Annotated in this window: 20 protein-coding genes and 1 other RNA gene; 19 read left to right on the top strand and 2 right to left on the bottom strand. The window is 69.3% G+C overall.

Annotation, left to right across the window (positions count from 1 at the left end; translation table 11 throughout):
* Window positions 1-107 precede the first annotated feature (107 nt).
* The 19 genes from KF689_09165 to KF689_09075 all read left to right on the top strand — a co-directional run bounded on the left by KF689_09165 (window position 108) and on the right by KF689_09075 (window position 15,079).
* Window positions 108-1,526, top strand: a complete 1,419-nt coding sequence (locus KF689_09165; protein MBX3133537.1) for an aldolase — start codon at window positions 108-110, stop codon at window positions 1,524-1,526.
* A 39-nt stretch (window positions 1,527-1,565) separates the two neighbouring features.
* On the top strand, window positions 1,566-2,444 hold the full coding sequence (locus KF689_09160) for a hypothetical protein (protein MBX3133536.1): 879 nt from the start codon (window positions 1,566-1,568) through the stop codon (window positions 2,442-2,444).
* A 27-nt stretch (window positions 2,445-2,471) separates the two neighbouring features.
* A complete protein-coding gene (locus tag KF689_09155; GenBank protein ID MBX3133535.1) occupies window positions 2,472-2,798 on the top strand; it encodes a YtxH domain-containing protein in 327 nt (108 codons plus the stop codon).
* A gap of 77 nt (window positions 2,799-2,875) precedes the next feature.
* Window positions 2,876-3,685 (top strand): YihY/virulence factor BrkB family protein, encoded by an 810-nt coding sequence (locus tag KF689_09150; protein ID MBX3133534.1) that lies wholly within the window; start codon window positions 2,876-2,878, stop codon window positions 3,683-3,685.
* Window positions 3,686-3,745: 60 nt separating this feature from the next.
* Entirely contained in the window at window positions 3,746-4,759 is a 1,014-nt protein-coding gene (locus tag KF689_09145) for an aminotransferase class I/II-fold pyridoxal phosphate-dependent enzyme (protein MBX3133533.1), read from the top strand.
* On the top strand, window positions 4,756-5,430 hold the full coding sequence (locus KF689_09140) for a hypothetical protein (GenBank protein ID MBX3133532.1): 675 nt from the start codon (window positions 4,756-4,758) through the stop codon (window positions 5,428-5,430). Before KF689_09145 ends, KF689_09140 begins: the two co-directional genes overlap by 4 nt.
* Window positions 5,427-6,077 (top strand): response regulator transcription factor, encoded by a 651-nt coding sequence (locus KF689_09135; protein MBX3133531.1) that lies wholly within the window; start codon window positions 5,427-5,429, stop codon window positions 6,075-6,077. The genes KF689_09140 and KF689_09135 overlap by 4 nt, the downstream gene beginning before the upstream one ends.
* Window positions 6,078-6,137: 60 nt before the next feature.
* Window positions 6,138-6,232, top strand: an RNA gene (gene ffs / locus KF689_09130) — signal recognition particle sRNA small type.
* 328 nt (window positions 6,233-6,560) lie between these two features.
* Window positions 6,561-8,327, top strand: a complete 1,767-nt coding sequence (dnaX, locus tag KF689_09125) for a DNA polymerase III subunit gamma/tau (GenBank protein MBX3133530.1) — start codon at window positions 6,561-6,563, stop codon at window positions 8,325-8,327.
* Between the two features lie 13 nt (window positions 8,328-8,340).
* The gene (locus KF689_09120; protein ID MBX3133529.1) at window positions 8,341-8,655 is read left to right on the top strand and encodes a YbaB/EbfC family nucleoid-associated protein; all 315 of its coding nucleotides are present in this window, start codon (window positions 8,341-8,343) and stop codon (window positions 8,653-8,655) included.
* Window positions 8,656-8,662: 7 nt separating this feature from the next.
* Window positions 8,663-9,250: a recombination mediator RecR gene (recR, locus tag KF689_09115; GenBank protein MBX3133528.1), complete on the top strand. Its 588-nt coding sequence runs from the start codon at window positions 8,663-8,665 to the stop codon at window positions 9,248-9,250.
* On the top strand, window positions 9,247-9,516 hold the full coding sequence (locus tag KF689_09110) for a hypothetical protein (GenBank protein MBX3133527.1): 270 nt from the start codon (window positions 9,247-9,249) through the stop codon (window positions 9,514-9,516). The genes recR and KF689_09110 overlap by 4 nt, the downstream gene beginning before the upstream one ends.
* 9 nt (window positions 9,517-9,525) lie before the next feature.
* Complete coding sequence (locus tag KF689_09105) at window positions 9,526-10,011, top strand: roadblock/LC7 domain-containing protein (GenBank protein ID MBX3133526.1); 486 nt, start codon at window positions 9,526-9,528, stop codon at window positions 10,009-10,011.
* Between the two features lie 12 nt (window positions 10,012-10,023).
* A complete protein-coding gene (locus tag KF689_09100) occupies window positions 10,024-10,701 on the top strand; it encodes a GTPase domain-containing protein (GenBank protein MBX3133525.1) in 678 nt (225 codons plus the stop codon).
* 13 nt (window positions 10,702-10,714) lie between these two features.
* The gene (locus KF689_09095; GenBank protein ID MBX3133524.1) at window positions 10,715-11,398 is read left to right on the top strand and encodes a CDP-alcohol phosphatidyltransferase family protein; all 684 of its coding nucleotides are present in this window, start codon (window positions 10,715-10,717) and stop codon (window positions 11,396-11,398) included.
* Window positions 11,388-12,638: a competence/damage-inducible protein A gene (locus KF689_09090; GenBank protein MBX3133523.1), complete on the top strand. Its 1,251-nt coding sequence runs from the start codon at window positions 11,388-11,390 to the stop codon at window positions 12,636-12,638. Before KF689_09095 ends, KF689_09090 begins: the two co-directional genes overlap by 11 nt.
* A 108-nt stretch (window positions 12,639-12,746) precedes the next feature.
* Window positions 12,747-13,307: a Uma2 family endonuclease gene (locus KF689_09085; GenBank protein ID MBX3133522.1), complete on the top strand. Its 561-nt coding sequence runs from the start codon at window positions 12,747-12,749 to the stop codon at window positions 13,305-13,307.
* A 66-nt stretch (window positions 13,308-13,373) separates the two neighbouring features.
* Complete coding sequence (locus tag KF689_09080; protein ID MBX3133521.1) at window positions 13,374-13,964, top strand: nucleotide exchange factor GrpE; 591 nt, start codon at window positions 13,374-13,376, stop codon at window positions 13,962-13,964.
* Window positions 13,964-15,079, top strand: a complete 1,116-nt coding sequence (locus KF689_09075) for a J domain-containing protein (protein ID MBX3133520.1) — start codon at window positions 13,964-13,966, stop codon at window positions 15,077-15,079. Before KF689_09080 ends, KF689_09075 begins: the two co-directional genes overlap by 1 nt.
* Here KF689_09075 and KF689_09070 read toward each other — a convergent pair.
* Both KF689_09070 and mnmA read right to left on the bottom strand, forming a co-directional pair.
* Window positions 15,076-15,501 (bottom strand): OsmC family protein, encoded by a 426-nt coding sequence (locus KF689_09070; GenBank protein MBX3133519.1) that lies wholly within the window; start codon window positions 15,499-15,501, stop codon window positions 15,076-15,078. The two genes, KF689_09075 and KF689_09070, sit on opposite strands and share 4 nt — an antisense overlap.
* Window positions 15,502-15,519: 18 nt before the next feature.
* Window positions 15,520-16,623 carry a tRNA 2-thiouridine(34) synthase MnmA gene (gene mnmA / locus KF689_09065; GenBank protein MBX3133518.1) on the bottom strand — a complete coding sequence of 368 codons (1,104 nt, stop codon included), beginning with the start codon at window positions 16,621-16,623 and terminating at the stop codon, window positions 15,520-15,522.
* Window positions 16,624-16,625 lie beyond the last annotated feature (2 nt).

Raw genomic sequence — 16,625 nt, 5'->3', positions numbered from 1 at the left:
GAAATCACGCGAGATTTGATGGCTGGGCGCCCCACGCGCCCGCCCAACCGAAGCCGGTCACTCCGCGCGCCACCAGAGGCCGCGCCTCACACCCAGTCTCTCGTCCGATGTCCAAGGTTCCCGCCCACGTCACGCAGACCCTCGGCGCCGCCGCCGCGATTGCCAACGGCAAGCTCACGCTGAGAGATGAGGCCGCCCTCGCCGGCCCGATGATGGACGCCCTCGTCCGCCTCGCCGTCTTCGGCAGCCCCGACGAGCAGGACTGGGCACGCTGGGCCATCTGGGAATGCGGCCGCGCCGTCGGCACCTACTCGGCCTCCATCCACGACTTCTATATGGCGCGCGGCCGCGGCGATGTGCCGCCGGTGACGGTGCCCGCCATCAACGTGCGCGGCGCGTCCTACGACACCGCCCGCAGCATCTTCCGCACCGCCAGGCGCGTGAACGGCGGCGCCTTCATCCTCGAGATCGCCCGCTCGGAGATCGCCTACACCGAGCAGCGCCCCGCCGAGTACGTGGCGGTGATGCTCGCGGCCGCCCTGCGCGAGGGACATCGCGGGCCGGTGTTCATCCAGGGCGACCACTTCCAGGTGAACGCCAAGAAGTACAAGGTGGACGCGGCCGCTGAGGTCGGGGCGGTGAAGCAGCTCGCGCTCGAGGCCATCAGCGCCGGCTTCTACAACATCGACCTCGACACCTCCACGCTGGTCGATCTCTCCCACGCCACCCTCGACGCCCAACAGCGGCTCAACTTCGAGGTCGGCGTCGACCTGACGCAGTACGTGCGCTCGCTGGAGCCCAAGGGGGTCACCATCTCGCTGGGTGGCGAGATCGGCGAGGTGGGCACGGAGAACTCCACCGTGCCCGAGCTCGAGGCGTTTATGGACGGCTACAACCGCACGCTGGCCGCCAAGGCGCCGGGCGCGGTGGGGCTGAGCAAAATCTCGGTGCAGTCGGGCACGTCGCACGGCGGCGTGGTGCTCGCCGACGGTTCCATCGCCGACGTGGCCCTGGACTTCAAGACGCTCGAGGACCTCTCGCGCGTGGCCCGCGAGAAGTACGGCCTGAGCGGGGCGGTGCAGCACGGGGCCTCGACGCTGCCAGACAGCGCGTTCTTCCACTTCCCGCGCACCCAGACGGCCGAGATTCATCTGGCGACCGGCTTCCAGAATATGCTCTACGATCACCTCCCGGCTGCGCTGCGCGAGGAGATCTACGCCTGGCTGCGCGTCAACGCGGCGGAGGAGCGGAAGGCGGGCGACACCGATGAGCAGTTCTTCTACAAGACCCGCAAGAAGGCACTCGGGCCGTTCAAGCGTCAGCTCTGGGATCTGCCGGCCGACGTAAAGGACAAACTGGCAACGGCTTACGATGCCAAGTTCGGGTTCCTGTTCGAGAATTTGGCAGTTGGTGGAACAGCTGAGGGGGTGCTGAGGTACGTCAAAGGACCGGCGATTGAGCGTCCGGCCCCTGGGGTCGGCCCTGCCGTGGAAGCGGCGCCGGATGACCCGGATGCGGGTGAGTGAACCGGACGGGTCCAGAACTCCCCCACTGAGGAACACCCAATGCGCAAGATCGTAGCTCTCGCCGCCGTCGCCATCGTTGCGTCGGCCTGTGTGTCGAAGTCCGAGTATGACCGCCAGATGGCGCAGGCGGCCGCGCTCTCGTCCGAGAAGGACTCGCTGCTGTCGGAAGTCGTCGCCACGCAGCGCTTCATCTCCGAAGTGAATGGCGAGATCGACAAGGTCCGCTCGGGCCAGCCCGTCCAGTCCCGCACCGGCGAGATGGAGACGCTGACGCCGTCGCAGGCGCGCGCGCAGCTGCTGGACCGCGTGACGGAGCTGACGAATCGCGTGAAGGAGGCCGAGGACCGGATGGCGCAGAGCCGCCGCCGCATCGCGGCACTGACGGCCGGCAACAGCGACCTCAGCCGTCGCTACGACAGCACGGTGGCGGCCTTCCAGACGCTCGTGGACCAGCAGCGCCAGGAAGTGGCCGCGCTCGTGGAGCAGGTGACCGGCCTGACGGCCCAGAACGCGCAGCTGCGCGAGGCCAACCAGCAGTTGGCGGCCGAGGGTGCCGCGCTGCGTGCCGATAAGGATGCACTGACGGTCGAGCAGAACACTGTGTACTGGGTGGCCGGCCGCCAGGACGACCTCATCAACCGCGGCGTCATCGTCCGCCGGGGCGGAATGCTCGGAATCGGCCGCACGACCATTCTCTCGCGGACGCTGGACGCCGGGGACTTTACGGCCTCCGACCGCCGCGAACTGCGCGAGATCGTCCTGCCGGATCCGAACAAGACGTACCGGATCGTCTCGCCGAATGACGTGACGGGACTGGACGCGGCGCCCGCGGACGGCAAGTTCAAGGGCACGATCCGCATCACGGACCCGACGACCTTCTGGCGCACCTCGCGCTTCCTGGTCTTCGTGGAAGGCTGACCCTGACCCTGCACCCGAGGAGGCACGATGTCTGAGCACGGCGAACCGGCAGTGGTGATCGAGCGACGCGGGAGCGCTGGCGGAGGCGTCGGCCTGTTCCTCCTCGGGGCGGCGGTAGGAGCGGGGCTGGCCCTGCTCTTCGCCCCGCAGACGGGAGACGAGACCCGTGCCGATATCCGGCGCGGCGCTCGCAAGGTGAAGCGCAAGGCCCGAGACCTGGCCGAGACCGGACGCGGAGTGGTGGACGACCTGTCCCGTCAGGGCCGTTCGGCCGCGCGCGACGCCCGCGCCGCACTCGAGGAGCGCCTCGCGCGCCACCGCGAGGCTACCGACGGAGAGGACGACGGCGTCTGATTCGCAATATCCTTGGCGTCGTCCGGCGGGTTCTCGGCGACGTCCTTGACGACAACGTAGGGTTTCTCGCCGGCGGGGTGGCCTTCAACATCCTCCTCGCCGGCGTCCCCTTTGTCTTGATGCTGGCGGCGGCACTCGGCTATCTCCTCGGCGAGTCACCGGATGCCGCGACACGCATCGCCCAAGGCGTGCTCGAGCGTGTGCTCCCCGCCGGCCTCGGCGTCGGCGGCGCGATGCTCGACCCGGTGCTCGCCGACGTGCAGCGTACCCGCGCCGTCTTCGGCATCGGCGGCACCATCCTCTTCTTCTGGTTCTCGGCGCGGCTCTTCGGGTCCCTGCGCAGCGTGATGGGAATCGTCTTCAATCACGACCGCGACCGCACGGTGTTCCACGGCCTGCTCTGGGACCTGAGCCTCTCCGGCTTCACCGTCATCTTGATGGTGCTCTGGGTGGGCCTGACCTCGTTTCTCACCTTCGGCAGCGGGCGCGTCGGAAAGGCGCTGATTGAACTGGGCGTGCGCCAAGACCTGCTGGGCGGCGTGGAACTGCTCGTGGGCCGCCTCATCGCGTTGGCCGTGGTCGTGCTCCTCTTCGGCCTGCTGTACCACTGGCTGCCCAAGCGAAAGACCCCGCTCGTCCCGACCATCGCCGGTGCCGTCACCGCGACGCTGCTGTTCGAGGTCGCCCGCGTGGTCTTCGGCAAGGTGGTGAGCGCCTACCCGCCGGCGTCGGTCTACTCCGGAACGCTTGGCGCGCTCATCGTAGTAGTGTTCTGGACCTACTACGCCGCGCTGATCTTCGTCGTGGGCGCAGAAGTCGCCGCCGCAACGCAGGAGCAATTGCAGGCCCGCGCTGCGGAAGCGCAGACCCTCCCCGTCGCCGACTGACCCTAGCGGCTGCGGGTGCCGTCGCTTCCGTCCTCCGTCTTCCGTCCTCCGTCTTCCCACGTGATCGACCTCCGCTCCGACACCGTCACCCAACCCTCCGCCGGAATGCGTCGCGCGATGGCCGACGCGCTCGTCGGCGACGACGTCCTCGATGGCGACCCCACCGTCCTGCGCCTCGAGTCCACGGTGGCCGCGCTGCTCGGCAAGGCGCGCGGCCTGTTCTTCCCGACGGGGACGATGGCCAACCAAACAGCCCTGTGGCTGCTGGGCGAACGCGGCACTGAAGTGTTCGTGCACGACGACTCGCACATCGTGAACTGGGAACTGGCTGGCACCGCCGGCCTAGTGGGACTGCAGCCGCGCGTCGTCAGCGGCGCACCGGTCCTCGAGCCCGAGGCCCTGCGCGCGATGCTGCGGCCGGCCTCGCCCCACGCGCCGCGCGCCTCGCTGGTGTGTGCCGAGAACACGCACAATGGCGCCGGCGGGATGGTGAGTTCGCTGGAGAAGCTGCGCGCGATCCGCGCCGTGGCCGACGCGGCGGGACTCGCGATGCACTTGGACGGCGCGCGCCTCTGGAACGCGCACGTGGCCACGGGCACCTCGCTGGCGGACTTCGCCGCCTGCGCCGAGACCGTGATGGTGTCGTTCTCCAAGGGCCTGGGCGCGCCGGTGGGCGCGGTGCTCGTCGGCGGCGAGCAGGCGATGGCCCGTGCGTGGGAGGTGCGCAAGCGCTTTGGCGGCGGGATGCGGCAGTCGGGCATCCTCGCGGCGGCGGCGCTCTATGGCCTCGAGCACAACCTGCCGCGCCTCGGCGACGATCATCGCCGTGCGCAGGCCTTGGCCGCTGGCCTCGCGGCGAACCCGGAACTCCAGGTCGTCCCGCCGGACACCAACATCGTGATGGTGGACCTCCCCGCGCGACTGCCCGCGGCCGACGTGGTGGCACGCGCGAAAAGTGCCGGCGTGCTCATCAGCGCGTGGAACGCCACGCGCATCCGTGCGGTGCTGCACCTCGATATCGACGATGCCGCGCTGGCCACGGCGACGGAGCGCTTGCAGGAGGTCCTCGCGTGAGTGAGGGCGCCGCCGCGTCGCGGCGCCTGCTGGCCGCGGGCGAGCGGGAGCTGCAACGCATCGTGCTCGATATGCACGATGGCCCGGTGCAGGACATCTTCGCGGCCGTCTCGCACCTGCAGCTGCTGGAGCGCGATCTGGCGGCGCAGCCGGATGCGGCACGACGCGCCGGCCAAGCGGCGGCGCTGCTCGAGCGCGCGCTGGGAGAGATCCGCACGCTCATCGGCGTGTTCCGCCCGCCGGGATTCGAGCGCCGCCCGCTCGAAGCCATCCTCGAGGGCCTCACCGTGCAGCACGAGGCGATGACCGATCAGGCGGTGGAGTGCTCGTTCGAGGAATCGCTGGGCGAGTGCTCGTTGCCGGTGAAGATCGCCCTGTACCGCATCCTGCAGGAGGCGCTGGCCAACGGGCATCGGCACGCGATGGCCACACGGCAGGCCGTGACCGTCGAGCGCGTGGACAACGATCTGCGGATGATCGTCACCGACGACGGCCGGGGCTTCGATTCGTCGTCGGTGCTCGCGCGCGAGGCCGACGTCGGCGTCGAGGGCGGGCACTTCGGCTTGCGCGGCATCCAGGACCGGGTCGCGATGCTCGGCGGCCATTTCGCCATTACCTCCGTTCCCGGCAAAGGCACCACACTCACCGTGACCGTCCCCGCCGACTCGTGACCCACGACCGACAGATCAGCATCGTGCTCGCCGACGACCACGGCATCGTGCTCGAGGGCCTGCGTGCGTTGCTCGACAGCGAGCGCGATATGCAGGTCGTGGGCGCCACCACGGACGGTGCCGAGGTCGTCGCGCTGGTGCGCCGTCACACGCCCGAGGTCGTCGTGCTCGACTACGAGCTCGGGGGCCTGCGTGCCACCGAGATCATCGGCGAGCTGCGGGCGATGCCCGAGGCGCCGCGCGTGCTGGTACTGACGGCTTACCACGACGGCGAGACGATCCGCTCGGTGCTGGAATCGGGCGCCGAGGGCCTCGCGCTCAAGACGGCGAGCCCGCAGCAGACGTTGAGCGCCATCCGGCAGGTGGTGGAGGGGCAGTTGGTGTTCCCGCAGGCGGCGCGGCGCTGGCTGGAGGCGCGCACGACGCGCGGCGGCGGAACGGACCTCACCGCTCGTGAGCGCGAAGTCTGGGCCCTGCTGGCCGAGGGCCTGACCAACGTGCAGATCGCGGCGCGGCTCTCGCTGTCGGAGAACACGGTGAAGTTCCACGTCCAGCACCTCTATCAGAAGCTGGGCGTGAAGAACCGCACGGAGGCCGCGTTGCGGCACACGGGGCCGGCGGGGCGCGGGGCGCCACCGCGCGGCTAGGGGGTCGGCGCGGGCCCACGGGGTGCCGCCAGCGCCTCGGCGGGCGTATCTTTCGGGTGTTCCAGGTCCCGGGGGGCTTCGGCCCGCCAACCCCGCCAGGGCCGAAAGGCAGCAACGGTACGTGACGTCGTCGTCGCCTCGTCAGACCTGGGACACTCGCGCGAGAGAGCAGCCGGTTCGGCTTGCTCCTCGCGCGTTTTTTTTCACCACAGAGGGCACAGAGGACACAGAGAACTGCCACTGCCGGTTCAACGCAGAGACGCAGAGGGCGCAGAGCACGGCGACTGCAACTGCTTCTTCTTTGGGGGCTTGCACCGACCTATCGGCGCGAGCCCCCCAAAAAGCAGTTGTAGTTTTCTGCGCCCCTCTGCGTCTCTGCGTTAAGAGCGGTTCGCCGTTGCAGTTCTCTGTGCCCTCTGTGTCCTCTGTGGTGAACAGCAGTCTTCGTGCAGAACCCCGCCCCGTAGCGTAAATTCACCGCCTATGTCGCTCGCCCTCGCGCGGAAGTATCGCCCCCGGAAGTTCGCCGACGTGGCCGTGCAGTCGCACGTCGCGAACACCCTGCGGAACGCGATCCTGACGGACCGAATCGCCCACGCCTACCTCTTCTGCGGGCCCCGCGGCACGGGCAAGACCACCCTCGCCCGCGTGCTGGCAATGGCGCTCAACTGCGAGCGGCGCCGCGAGGACCGAGAACCCTGCGGCGAGTGCCCCTCCTGCGCCCGCGTCTGGGGCGGCGGCGCCTCGCTCGACGTCGTCGAGATCGACGCCGCCTCCAACCGGGGCGTGGACGACGCCCGCGACCTGCGCGAGCGCGCGATGTACGCCCCCTCCGGTGAGGACCGTTACAAGGTCTACATCATCGACGAGGCGCATATGCTCACACGCGAGGCCTGGAATGCGTTGCTCAAGATCCTCGAGGAGCCGCCGCCGCGCGTGGTGTTCGTCTTCGCCACCACCGAGCCGCAGAAGATCCAGCAAGCCGCCGCGCCGGTGCTCTCGCGCGTGCAGCGCTTCGACCTCAAGCGCATCGGCCCAGCCGACGTCCGCGCGCGCCTCAGCGCGGTGCTGGAACAGGAGCAGATCAGCGCCGAGTCGGACGCGTTGGCGATGTTGGCCCGCGCCGCCGACGGCTCGATGCGCGACGCGCTCTCGCTCACGGACCAGGTGCTCTCGCTGGGCGACGGCGCGGTCACCGCGCAGCGCGTGCGTGACGCCCTCGGCCTCGTGCCCGAGGATGAGCATCTCGCGCTGCTCGATCTCATCATCGAACGCCGCCCCGGCGAGGTCTTCGCCGCCGTGGCGCGCCTCGCCGACCACGGCGTGGACTTCACCGTGCTGCTCAGCGAGTTCGCCGAGTTGCTGCGCGCGCAGCTGGCCGTGGTGCTCGGCGGGCAGCTGCCCGAGGTCTCCGACCGGCTGCGCGAGGAGCTGCCCAAGCGGGCCAAGCACTTCGTGGCCGGCGACTTGCTCCGAATGCTCTCGCTCCTCGTGGAGATCGAGCCGCACCTCAAGCGCTCCGGACAGCAGCAGATGCTCTTCGAGACCCTGCTCGTGCGTTGCGCCCTGCTGGACCGCACGGTCAGCATCGAGGAGCTGCTCCGCGGCGGTGGCGAAGGCGCGTCGCCGTCCGCGCGCGGAGGCGCGGCCGGTGGCGGCGGTGGCGGCAGCGGCGTCGAGCGCGCCCCGATGCGGGCCGCCGCCCCCAGCGCGCCGCCGGTGGCCCGGGAGCCGGCTCCCAGCCAACGCCTCAGCGGTCCTGCGGCCGAGGCCGTGCCCACGCGTCCGCCAGCGGCCGTGCGTGAGCGCCCGCCCGGCAACGCACCTAGCGTGGCCGTCGCCGACGCTCCGCCCGCCAAGCCCGCGTCGATGCCGCTAGAGATCAACCGGCTCGTCGAGCATTGGGAGGGCATCGTGGACGGCGTCGTCCGTGACGGCCGTGCGCTGCTCGCGGCGGCGCTCGGTCACGCCACGCCCACGGCCGTCACCGCCAGCGGCGTGGTCACGCTGACGGTGGATGACGCCGCACAGGCCGAGCTCATCGTCCAGCAGGAGTCGGCCATCCTCGCGGCCGTGCGGCGCCGCTTCGAGACTGTCTCGCGGCTCAACGTGCACGCCGCCGACGCGGACGCCGCGCCGCGTCGGCTCAGCGAAGGGGCCGTGAAGGCCGACCGGATGGCGATGCTGCGCAAGCAGAGCCCGCTGCTCGCCGCGGCGGCAGATGCCCTCGACCTCGAACTGCTCGATTGAGATGACCGACTTTATGAAGATGCTGCAGCAGGCCCAGCAGATGACGGGCAAGCTGCAGGAAGTGCAAGAGAAGCTCGCCGCGCTCACCGTTACCGGCACCGCCGGCGGCGGGATGGTGAAGGTCGAGGCCGACGGCAAAGGCACGGTCAAGCGCATCTCCATCGACCCGTCGGTCGTAAATCCGGCCGACGTGGAGATGCTCGAGGACCTGCTCGCCGTGGCGGTGCAGGAGGCCCAGCGGAAGGGCCGCGAGCTGGCCGAGTCGGAAATGAAGGCGGCCGCCGGCGGTCTCGGCCTCGGCGGCCTGCCCTTCAAGCTCCCGTTCTGAGCGACGCGTGTCGGCCATCGACGATCTCGTGACCGAGCTGTCGCGGCTGCCGACCATCGGTCGGAAGTCGGCCTTGCGGCTGACCTATCATCTGCTGCGCCAGCCGGCGGAGCAGGGGCGGCGACTGTCGACGGCGGTGCTGGCCCTCATCGAAAAGGTGCGGCCCTGCACGACCTGCGGGAACCTCACCGAAGAGAGCCCCTGCGCGCTCTGCGCCGATCCGCGGCGGGACCGCAGCGTGATCTGCGTCGTCGAGGAGGCCTCGGACATCCCGGCTATTGAGCGCACGGGCGAGTACCGCGGCCAGTACCACGTGCTGGGTGGACGCCTGTCGCCCTTGGACGGCGTGGGCCCGGACGACCTCGCGGTCGAGGCCCTGGTCCGTCGCGTGGCGGCGGGTGGGGTCTCGGAAGTGATCTTGGCCACAAATCCCAAGCTCGAAGGCGAGGCGACCGCGCTGTATGTTCAGGAGCAGCTCCGGGCCAGCGGCGCGACGGTGAGCCGGCTGGCGCGGGGTCTGCCGATTGGCGGGGACCTGGAGTACGCGGATGGCGTGACCATCGTCCAGGCCCTGGCGGCCCGGCGGGCGATGTGAGCGGGCGCGGGCCAGCCTTCGTGGCTGGGCTGCTGCTGGGCGCGGCGGCCGGCTACGCCTGGTGGACGCGGGAGCAGGGGCGCCACAAGGAGGCCCTGTACTCGCCGCGGCCGCTGAAGCGGCTGGCGGCGCTGGGATGGGTCAGCGGGCGGCCGTCGGCAGATTCCATCCTGCTGTTGCGCGAGTACCTTGGTTGGGAGCAAAATCCGGTGTTACGGCGTCGTGCGCGGCGCCTCTTGGTTCGCTTCGAGAACGCCCTCGCATAGGACGGGTCAATGGCGGTCGGGTCGGCAAGCTGGTCATTCACGGAAGAGGACTTCGGCGCCATCACCAAGGCGTTGCAGAAGTTCCTGGGCGAGACCAACGCGCGTTGCGCGCTGTTGGTGGACCGCTCGGGCCAGCTGGTGGCGACCGTCGGCGAGCAGCCGAACTTCGACCCCACGGCCTTCGCGACGCTCACGGCGGCCGACTTCTCGGCCAACGACCAGTTGGCCCAGCTCATCGGCGAGACCGACTTCAATTCGCTGTTCCACCAAGGCGAGAAGGAATCGATGTACCTCGCCGACGTGGCTCGCCGCGTGATCCTCGTGGCGCTCTTCGACAACCGCACGACGCTCGGCCTCGTGCGCCTCAAGATCAAGGACACGGTGAGCGAGCTGACGAAGCTGTTCCACGAGGTGTTCCAGCGCGGCAAGACCGGCGCGCAGCAGCCTGGCCTCCTGGCCGGTGCTGACGATGAAATCGACCAGCTGTTCGGCTAAGGAGAACAGACTATGTCGATGATCAACTACGCCTCGCGCGAGATCAACTGCAAGATCGTCTACTACGGCCCCGGCCTCGGCGGCAAGACGACCAACCTCGAGCACGTGTACGGCAAGGTGAAGCCGGACACCCGCGGCAAGCTCATCTCGCTGGCGACGGAGACGGAACGCACGCTGTTCTTCGACTTCCTGCCCGTGGACCTCGGCACCATCCGCGGCTTCAAGACCCGCTTCCACCTCTACACGGTGCCGGGCCAGGTCTATTACAACGCCTCGCGCAAGCTGATCCTCAAGGGCGTGGACGGCATCGTCTTCGTCGCCGACTCGCAGGTCGAGCGAATGGAAGCCAACCTCGAGGCGATGCAGAACCTGTACGACAATATGGCCGAGTACGGGTACGACCTGACGAAGATGCCGTTCATCATCCAGTACAACAAGCGCGACCTGCCGAACGCTGCGCCGCTGGACGAACTCCAGGCGACGCTCAATCCCGGTTGGGAAGTGGTCGAACCCGAGCGGCAGAAGGTCACGCCCAACCAGTTCCGTCCCGGCGAGAACGTCATCGAGCAGAACGCCGACGGTGTGTGGGTGGAGCGGGCGCACTTCTTCGAGGCCGTGGCCGTCACCGGTGACGGGGTGTTCGACACGCTCAAGGCCGTGTCCAAGCTGGTCCTGAAGACGCTCGCGTAGCCGCGGAGCGGCCGTGAACCTCCCTAACCTCATCTCCGCGGCGCGCATCGTGGCGACGCCGTTCTTGGCGCTGCTGCCCTTCGTGGAGTCGGTAGGGCTGCGCTTCTTTGCCTTCGCGCTGTACCTCGTCACCGCGATCAGCGACCACATCGACGGCAAGATCGCCCGCGCGCGCGGCCTCATCACCGACCTCGGCAAGGTGCTCGACCCGCTCGCCGACAAGCTGCTGCTCGTGGGTTGCTTCGTGCCGATGTTCCTGTTGCAGGCCCCGGCCCACGATCCGCTGCTGCGCGTGTTGCCCGTCGTGGCGGAGCGTTCGCAGTACTACTTCGTCGCCTTCGGGATGGGGCCGATCTTCTTCCCCTGGTGGGTGTTGGTGCCGATCGTCGCGCGCGAGGTGTTTATGACTTGGTTCCGCGGCTTCGCGCAGGCGCGGGGCGTGGTCATTGCGGCGCAGCCGCTGGGCAAGTGGAAGGCCGGGTTCCAGTATACCTGGATGGGCGCGTCGTTCTTCTGGTTCGGCCTCAAGCTATTCATCGACCGTCAGCAGTACTGGGGCCTCCCGACGGCGGATCTCCTCGCGCGCCTCATCGGCACGATCGGGTCGGTCGCGATGCTGGTGGCGCTGGCCCTCACGCTGATCTCCCTCGGGGACTACCTCGTGCGGCACCGCAGCGTCTTCGTCAGTGGACGTTGAACTCGTCAGTATCGGCAACGAGCTGTTGCTCGGCTATACGGTCGACACCAACTCCGCGTACTTCGCCCGCGAGGCTGCGGCGCAGGGCATCCGCGTGGTGCATCGCGCCACCGTCGGGGACGGGCCTGAGGAGATCGCCGACGCCGTGCGCGTGGCGCTCGAACGCACCGGGGCGGTGATTACCAGCGGCGGGCTCGGGCCCACCGCCGACGATCTCACCAAGCCCAGCATCGCCGAGCTCTTCGGGCGCGGGATGACGCTCGACGAAGGCATCCTGCAGGATCTCAAGGAACGTTGGGCCAAGCGAGGCTGGCCCGGGGAACTCCCCGCCGCCAATCGCAACCAGGCACTGATTCCTAGCGGCGCCGAGATCCTCCGCAACGACCACGGCTCGGCGCCCGGCATCTGGCTCGAGGACGACCAGGGCCGCTGGTGCGCGATGCTGCCCGGCGTGCCGCGCGAGTTCCGCGGAATGGCACGCGAGCAGCTGATGCCGCGATTGCTCGCGCGCCGCGGTGCGGCGGCGGCGCTGGTGGTGCGCTCGCGGACGCTGCGCACGACGGGCATCGCCGAGAGCAAGCTGGCCGACGAACTGGCGGAGCTCGCCAAGGATCCGCTCGGCACGCGCCTGGCCTACCTGCCGGGCTGGGAGGGCGTGGACCTGCGCCTGAGCGTCTGGGACGAGCCGGAGGCACGCGCCGTGGAGCTGCTCGATGCGGCCGACGCGGCCATCAGGGCGAAGGTCGGACTCTGGGTGTACGGCGCCGATGAGGACGACCTCGCCGCCGTCGTCCTGCAGGCGCTGCGCGCGCGCACGATGCGCATCGCCGTGGCCGAGAGTTGCACCGGCGGGATGCTCGGGATGCGCCTCACCGCGATTCCGGGCTCCAGCGACGTCGTCGACGGCGGGACCATCGCCTACGCCAATGCGGTGAAGGTGCGCGAACTCGGCGTGCAGGAGTCCACGCTCGCGGCGCACGGAGCGGTGAGTGAAGAGACTGCACGCGAGATGGCCGCCGGCGTGCGCGCGCGCTTCGGCGTGGACGTTGGCGTGAGCATTACGGGTGTGGCGGGGCCGGGTGGCGGGACGCCCGAGAAGCCGGTGGGCACAGTTTGTCTCGCGGTGGATGTGCGCGGTGAAGTCCGCAGCGTGCGCACGACGACTATCGGCGACCGACACGAGATGCGACAGCGCTCGGCCCAGGCGGCGCTCAACCTGCTGCGTCGGGCGCTCGGGTGAGTCGGCGGTAGGCTCGGCAATCGCGCGATGATTCACCTGGAGGGCAGGGCCGCAGTTTGGGTCCGTGCCCTCTTTACTTTTTCCCTCGGCCGAGCGTACCCTATGGCTATGCCTGCCCTCGCGGATCGCTACTGGACCGCTGCTGATGTGCGCGCGTTGCCAGACGACGGCAACCGCTATGAGTGCGTGGATGGGGAGTTGCTGGTGACGCCGGCGCCGCGGGGTCAGCATCAGCTCGCTATCAGAGAGGTATTCCTTCGGCTGCACGCGTATGTGGATGCGCACCAGCTCGGCGTCTTCCTCTGGTCCCCTGCCGATATCGAGCTCGAGGCGGATTCTCTGGTCCAGCCAGACCTGTTCGTCGCGACGCTGCGGGACGGCGTCAACAAGTTCCGCAATTGGACGGACGTCGCCGGCCTCGCGCTCGCCATCGAGGTCCTTTCGCCTTCTACGGCGCGCTACGACCGCGTGACCAAGCGCCGGTTCTACCAACGGGCCGGGGTAGCGGAGTACTGGATCGTGGACCTCGACGCCCGCTTGGTCGAACGCTGGCAGCCGGGCGATGCCTCGCCGGAAATCCTGTTCGAGCAGCTGCGGTGGCTGCCCGAAGGGGCCGCAGCGGCCCTAGAGATCGACCTGACGGCCTTCTTCGCTGCCATCTGCGACTAGCCCTGCCGGCCCGAAACGCGGCCCGTACACTGCCGTAGGGGAGCGGAAACGGCGAACTTTCCCCCTATGACAGACCCACGCACCCCTGGAATGGACGACCTCGCCGACGCGGCGGCCGCCGAGGCCCGTGCGGCCGCCGCCGATGCCGCCGCCGAGCAGGCCGCCGCCGAGAACGCCGGCGCCGACGACGCCTCTGCGGACCCCCTCGCCGACGCGCGGCGCGCCCTCGCCGAGCAGCAGGACAAGTACCTGCGCCTCTATGCCGAGTTCGAGAACTTCCGCAAACGGGCCGTGCGCGACCGTCAGGACGCCGAGCACCGTGGGATGGGCGCCGTAATGAAGGGCCTGCTCGAGACGCTCGACGACCTCGGCCGTGTGGCCCATATGACGCCCGAGGGCACCGCCGCCCAGCAGGTGATCGAGGGCATCGAGATGGTGGAGAAGAAGCTCCTCAAGTCGCTGGCCGGTCACGGGCTCGAGGTCGTGAATCCGGTGGACGCGCGGTTTGATCCGAGCAAGCACGAGGCCATCACCACAATGCCCGCCGCGAGCGCCGACGAAGACGAGATGGTGGCGCAAGTCTATCAGGTGGGCTACCTCCTCAACGGCACACTGCTTCGTCCGGCGCGCGTCGTCGTGAAGCAGTGGAATGGGTGATGGCCCAGAAGGACTTCTACGCCGTCCTCGGCGTCAACGCCTCGGCCAGCGCCGACGAGATCAAGAAGCAGTATCGGCGGCTGGCCAAGCAGTATCACCCGGACGCCAATCCGGGCGATGCCAAGGCGGCTGAGCGCTTCAAGGAGATTTCCGAGGCGCACAACGTGCTCGGTGACGCGGAGAAGCGGAAGCAGTACGACGAGATGCGCCGGCTCGGTGCATTCGATCCGTTTACCGCTCGCGGCCCGCGTGCCGGCGGCGCGCGGCCAGGCGCGGGCTCCGCGCAGGGCGGCCCCCGGATGGAAGACTTCGATATCGGCGGGCTCGGCGGCTTCGGCGACCTGTTCGGGTCGATCTTCGGCGGCGGGCGCCAGCAGCGCCCCAGCGGCCCCGAGAAAGGGCAGAGCGTGGAGACGACGCTCGAAGTGCCGTTCCGCGTCGCGGCGCTAGGCGGCAAGGTGCCGATCACGCTTGAGGTGAATGAAGAGTGCGGCACCTGCGGCGGCAGCGGCGCGGCCAAGGGAGCCAAGCTCCAGCCCTGCAGCGAGTGCGGCGGCCGCGGTGAGATCAGCTTCGGGCGCGGCGGCTTCGCGCAGGTGCGGCCCTGTCCGGCCTGCGTGGGGCGGGGCAGCGTCCCCACCGAGAAGTGCGCCGCCTGCAGCGGTGCGGGCTCGGTGCGCAGTTCCAAGAAGCTGCTCATCACCGTGCCCGGTGGTACCGAGAGCGGCGGCAAGATTCGCCTCAAGGGCCAGGGCGGTCGAGGCGTGCGCGGCGGTCCCAACGGGGACATCGTCATCACCTTCCAGGTGAAGGACGACCCCGACTACAGCCGCGACGGGCTCGACGTGATCGTGCGCGCGCCGGTGAACCTCGCGCAGGCCGCGCTGGGCTCCAAGGTGAAGGTCGAGACGCTCGACGAGAAGACCGTCACCATCACGTTGCCCGGCGGCACGCCGAGCGGGAAGCGTTTCCGCGTGCGCGGGCAGGGAATCGAGAAGGACGGTACGCGCGGGGATCTCATCGTCGAGATCCAGGTCGTGGTGCCCGAGTCGCTGACGGCCGAGCAGCGGAAGCTGATGGAGCAGTTCGCGAAGGCGGCGGGGCTGGAGTACTAGCGCGCCAGCGTGGCCACCAACGTCATCGGCACGCTCAGCGCCCGACTGACGATGCAGTTGACCTTCGTCGCCTCCGCCAACTCCTGGAACTTCTCCGCCGAGAGCCCCGGCACCTTGGCCGTCGTGGTGAGCGTCACGCCGACGATGGTCATCTTGTCGTTGACCTTGTCCATCTGCACCTCGGCCGTCGTGTCCACATACTCGGCGGCGAAACCAGCCTGGGAGATGCCGAGGTTGAGCGCCATCGAGAAGCAACCCGCGTGCGCGGCGCCGAGGAGTTCCTCGGGATTCGTGCCGGGCGCACCTTCGAAGCGCGTGCCGAACGAGTACGCGCCCTCAAAGGCGCCGCTGCCGAGCTTGACCGTGCCCTTGCCCGTCTTGAGTTCGCCGGTCCACTTGGCGGATGCCTTGCGTGTGATCATTGCGATAGCTCCTTGTGGTTATGCCGCTTGGATGGGAAGAACACGCCGGCTTGCGGCGATAATGCCGCCGCCGAGCACGACGCCGGCTGCGTCGTACAGCACGACGCTCTGGCCCGGTGCGATGGCGTAGGCTGGCTCCGCGAGCGCGACCTCGAAGCCCGAGGCATCGGCACGCAGCAGTGTGCCGGGCACGGGCGTGGCGCGGTGACGGATGCGCACGAGGACGTCGGTGTCTGCGGTCGGCACCGCGTTCACGAGCCAATTGGCCTCTGTGGCCGTCAGACCGCGTCCGAGCAGGGCCTCACGCGGCCCGATGACCACGGCGCGCTCCTCCGGGCGAAGCGCGACCACGAACATCGGCTCCTTGCTGCCGCTGGGCAGGCGGCGGCGCTGCCCGATGGTGAAGCGGGCGAAGCCCTCGTGTTCACCGACGATGCGGCCGTCCATCGTGAGGATCGGCCCGGGGGTGAGCGCCGGGGCGTCGGCGGGCAGCTCGCGCTCGAGCACCTTCACGTAATCGCCATCAGGCACGAAGCAAATCTCGTGGCTTTCCGGCTTCTCGGCCGTGAGTAGGCCCAGCTCACGCGCGACGGCGCGCGTCTCCGGCTTGGTGAGATGCCCCACCGGCAGGATCAGGCGGGAGAGGACGTCGCGCTCGATGCCCCAGAGGAAGTACGTCTGGTCCTTGTTGTCGTCCACGCCGCGGGCGAGCTGCCCGTCCACGATGCGCGCGTAGTGGCCGGTGGCGATGAACGGCGCCTCGATCGCATCGGCCTTGGCGAGCAGGTCGCGGAACTTCGTAAACGTGTTGCAGCGCACGCAGGGGATCGGTGTGCGGCCCGCGGCATACTCGGCGACGAAGTCCTGCACCACGTCGCGCCCGAAGGCGTCCTGGAGATTGAGCACGTAGTGCGGGATGCCCAGCGACTCGCAGACGCGTCGCGCGTCGTTCACGCTGTCGAGCGAGCAGCAGGGGCGATCCGGGAGGTCGCCGCCGTCGGAGAACAGCTTCATCGTGACGCCGACCACGTCGTAGCCCTGGCGCACGAGGAGGGCAGCGGCGACGGAGGAGTCGACGCCGCCGCTCATTGCGGCGAGGACGCGGGGGCGAGGGGCGGGCATCA

Source organism: Gemmatimonadaceae bacterium (assembly GCA_019637355.1).
In the GTDB taxonomy this organism is placed as follows: Bacteria; Gemmatimonadota; Gemmatimonadetes; order Gemmatimonadales; family Gemmatimonadaceae; genus Pseudogemmatithrix.
The sequence above is the reverse complement of the archived record's forward strand: the minus strand, read 5'-3'. Positions and strand labels throughout refer to the sequence as shown.

Excerpts from the sequence above, each read along its gene's own strand:
- KF689_09165 (MBX3133537.1), top strand. The coding sequence starts at position 108 with ATGTCCAAGGTTCCCGCCCACGTCACGCAGACCCTCGGCGCCGCCGCC.
- KF689_09160 (MBX3133536.1), top strand. The coding sequence starts at position 1,566 with ATGCGCAAGATCGTAGCTCTCGCCGCCGTCGCCATCGTTGCGTCGGCC.
- KF689_09155 (MBX3133535.1), top strand. The coding sequence starts at position 2,472 with ATGTCTGAGCACGGCGAACCGGCAGTGGTGATCGAGCGACGCGGGAGC.
- dnaX (MBX3133530.1), top strand. The coding sequence starts at position 6,561 with ATGTCGCTCGCCCTCGCGCGGAAGTATCGCCCCCGGAAGTTCGCCGAC.
- KF689_09120 (MBX3133529.1), top strand. The coding sequence starts at position 8,341 with ATGAAGATGCTGCAGCAGGCCCAGCAGATGACGGGCAAGCTGCAGGAA.
- KF689_09105 (MBX3133526.1), top strand. The coding sequence starts at position 9,526 with ATGGCGGTCGGGTCGGCAAGCTGGTCATTCACGGAAGAGGACTTCGGC.
- KF689_09100 (MBX3133525.1), top strand. The coding sequence starts at position 10,024 with ATGTCGATGATCAACTACGCCTCGCGCGAGATCAACTGCAAGATCGTC.
- KF689_09085 (MBX3133522.1), top strand. The coding sequence starts at position 12,747 with ATGCCTGCCCTCGCGGATCGCTACTGGACCGCTGCTGATGTGCGCGCG.
- KF689_09080 (MBX3133521.1), top strand. The coding sequence starts at position 13,374 with ATGACAGACCCACGCACCCCTGGAATGGACGACCTCGCCGACGCGGCG.
- KF689_09075 (MBX3133520.1), top strand. The coding sequence starts at position 13,964 with ATGGCCCAGAAGGACTTCTACGCCGTCCTCGGCGTCAACGCCTCGGCC.
- KF689_09070 (MBX3133519.1), bottom strand. The coding sequence starts at position 15,501 with ATGATCACACGCAAGGCATCCGCCAAGTGGACCGGCGAACTCAAGACG.
- mnmA (MBX3133518.1), bottom strand. The coding sequence starts at position 16,623 with ATGCCCGCCCCTCGCCCCCGCGTCCTCGCCGCAATGAGCGGCGGCGTC.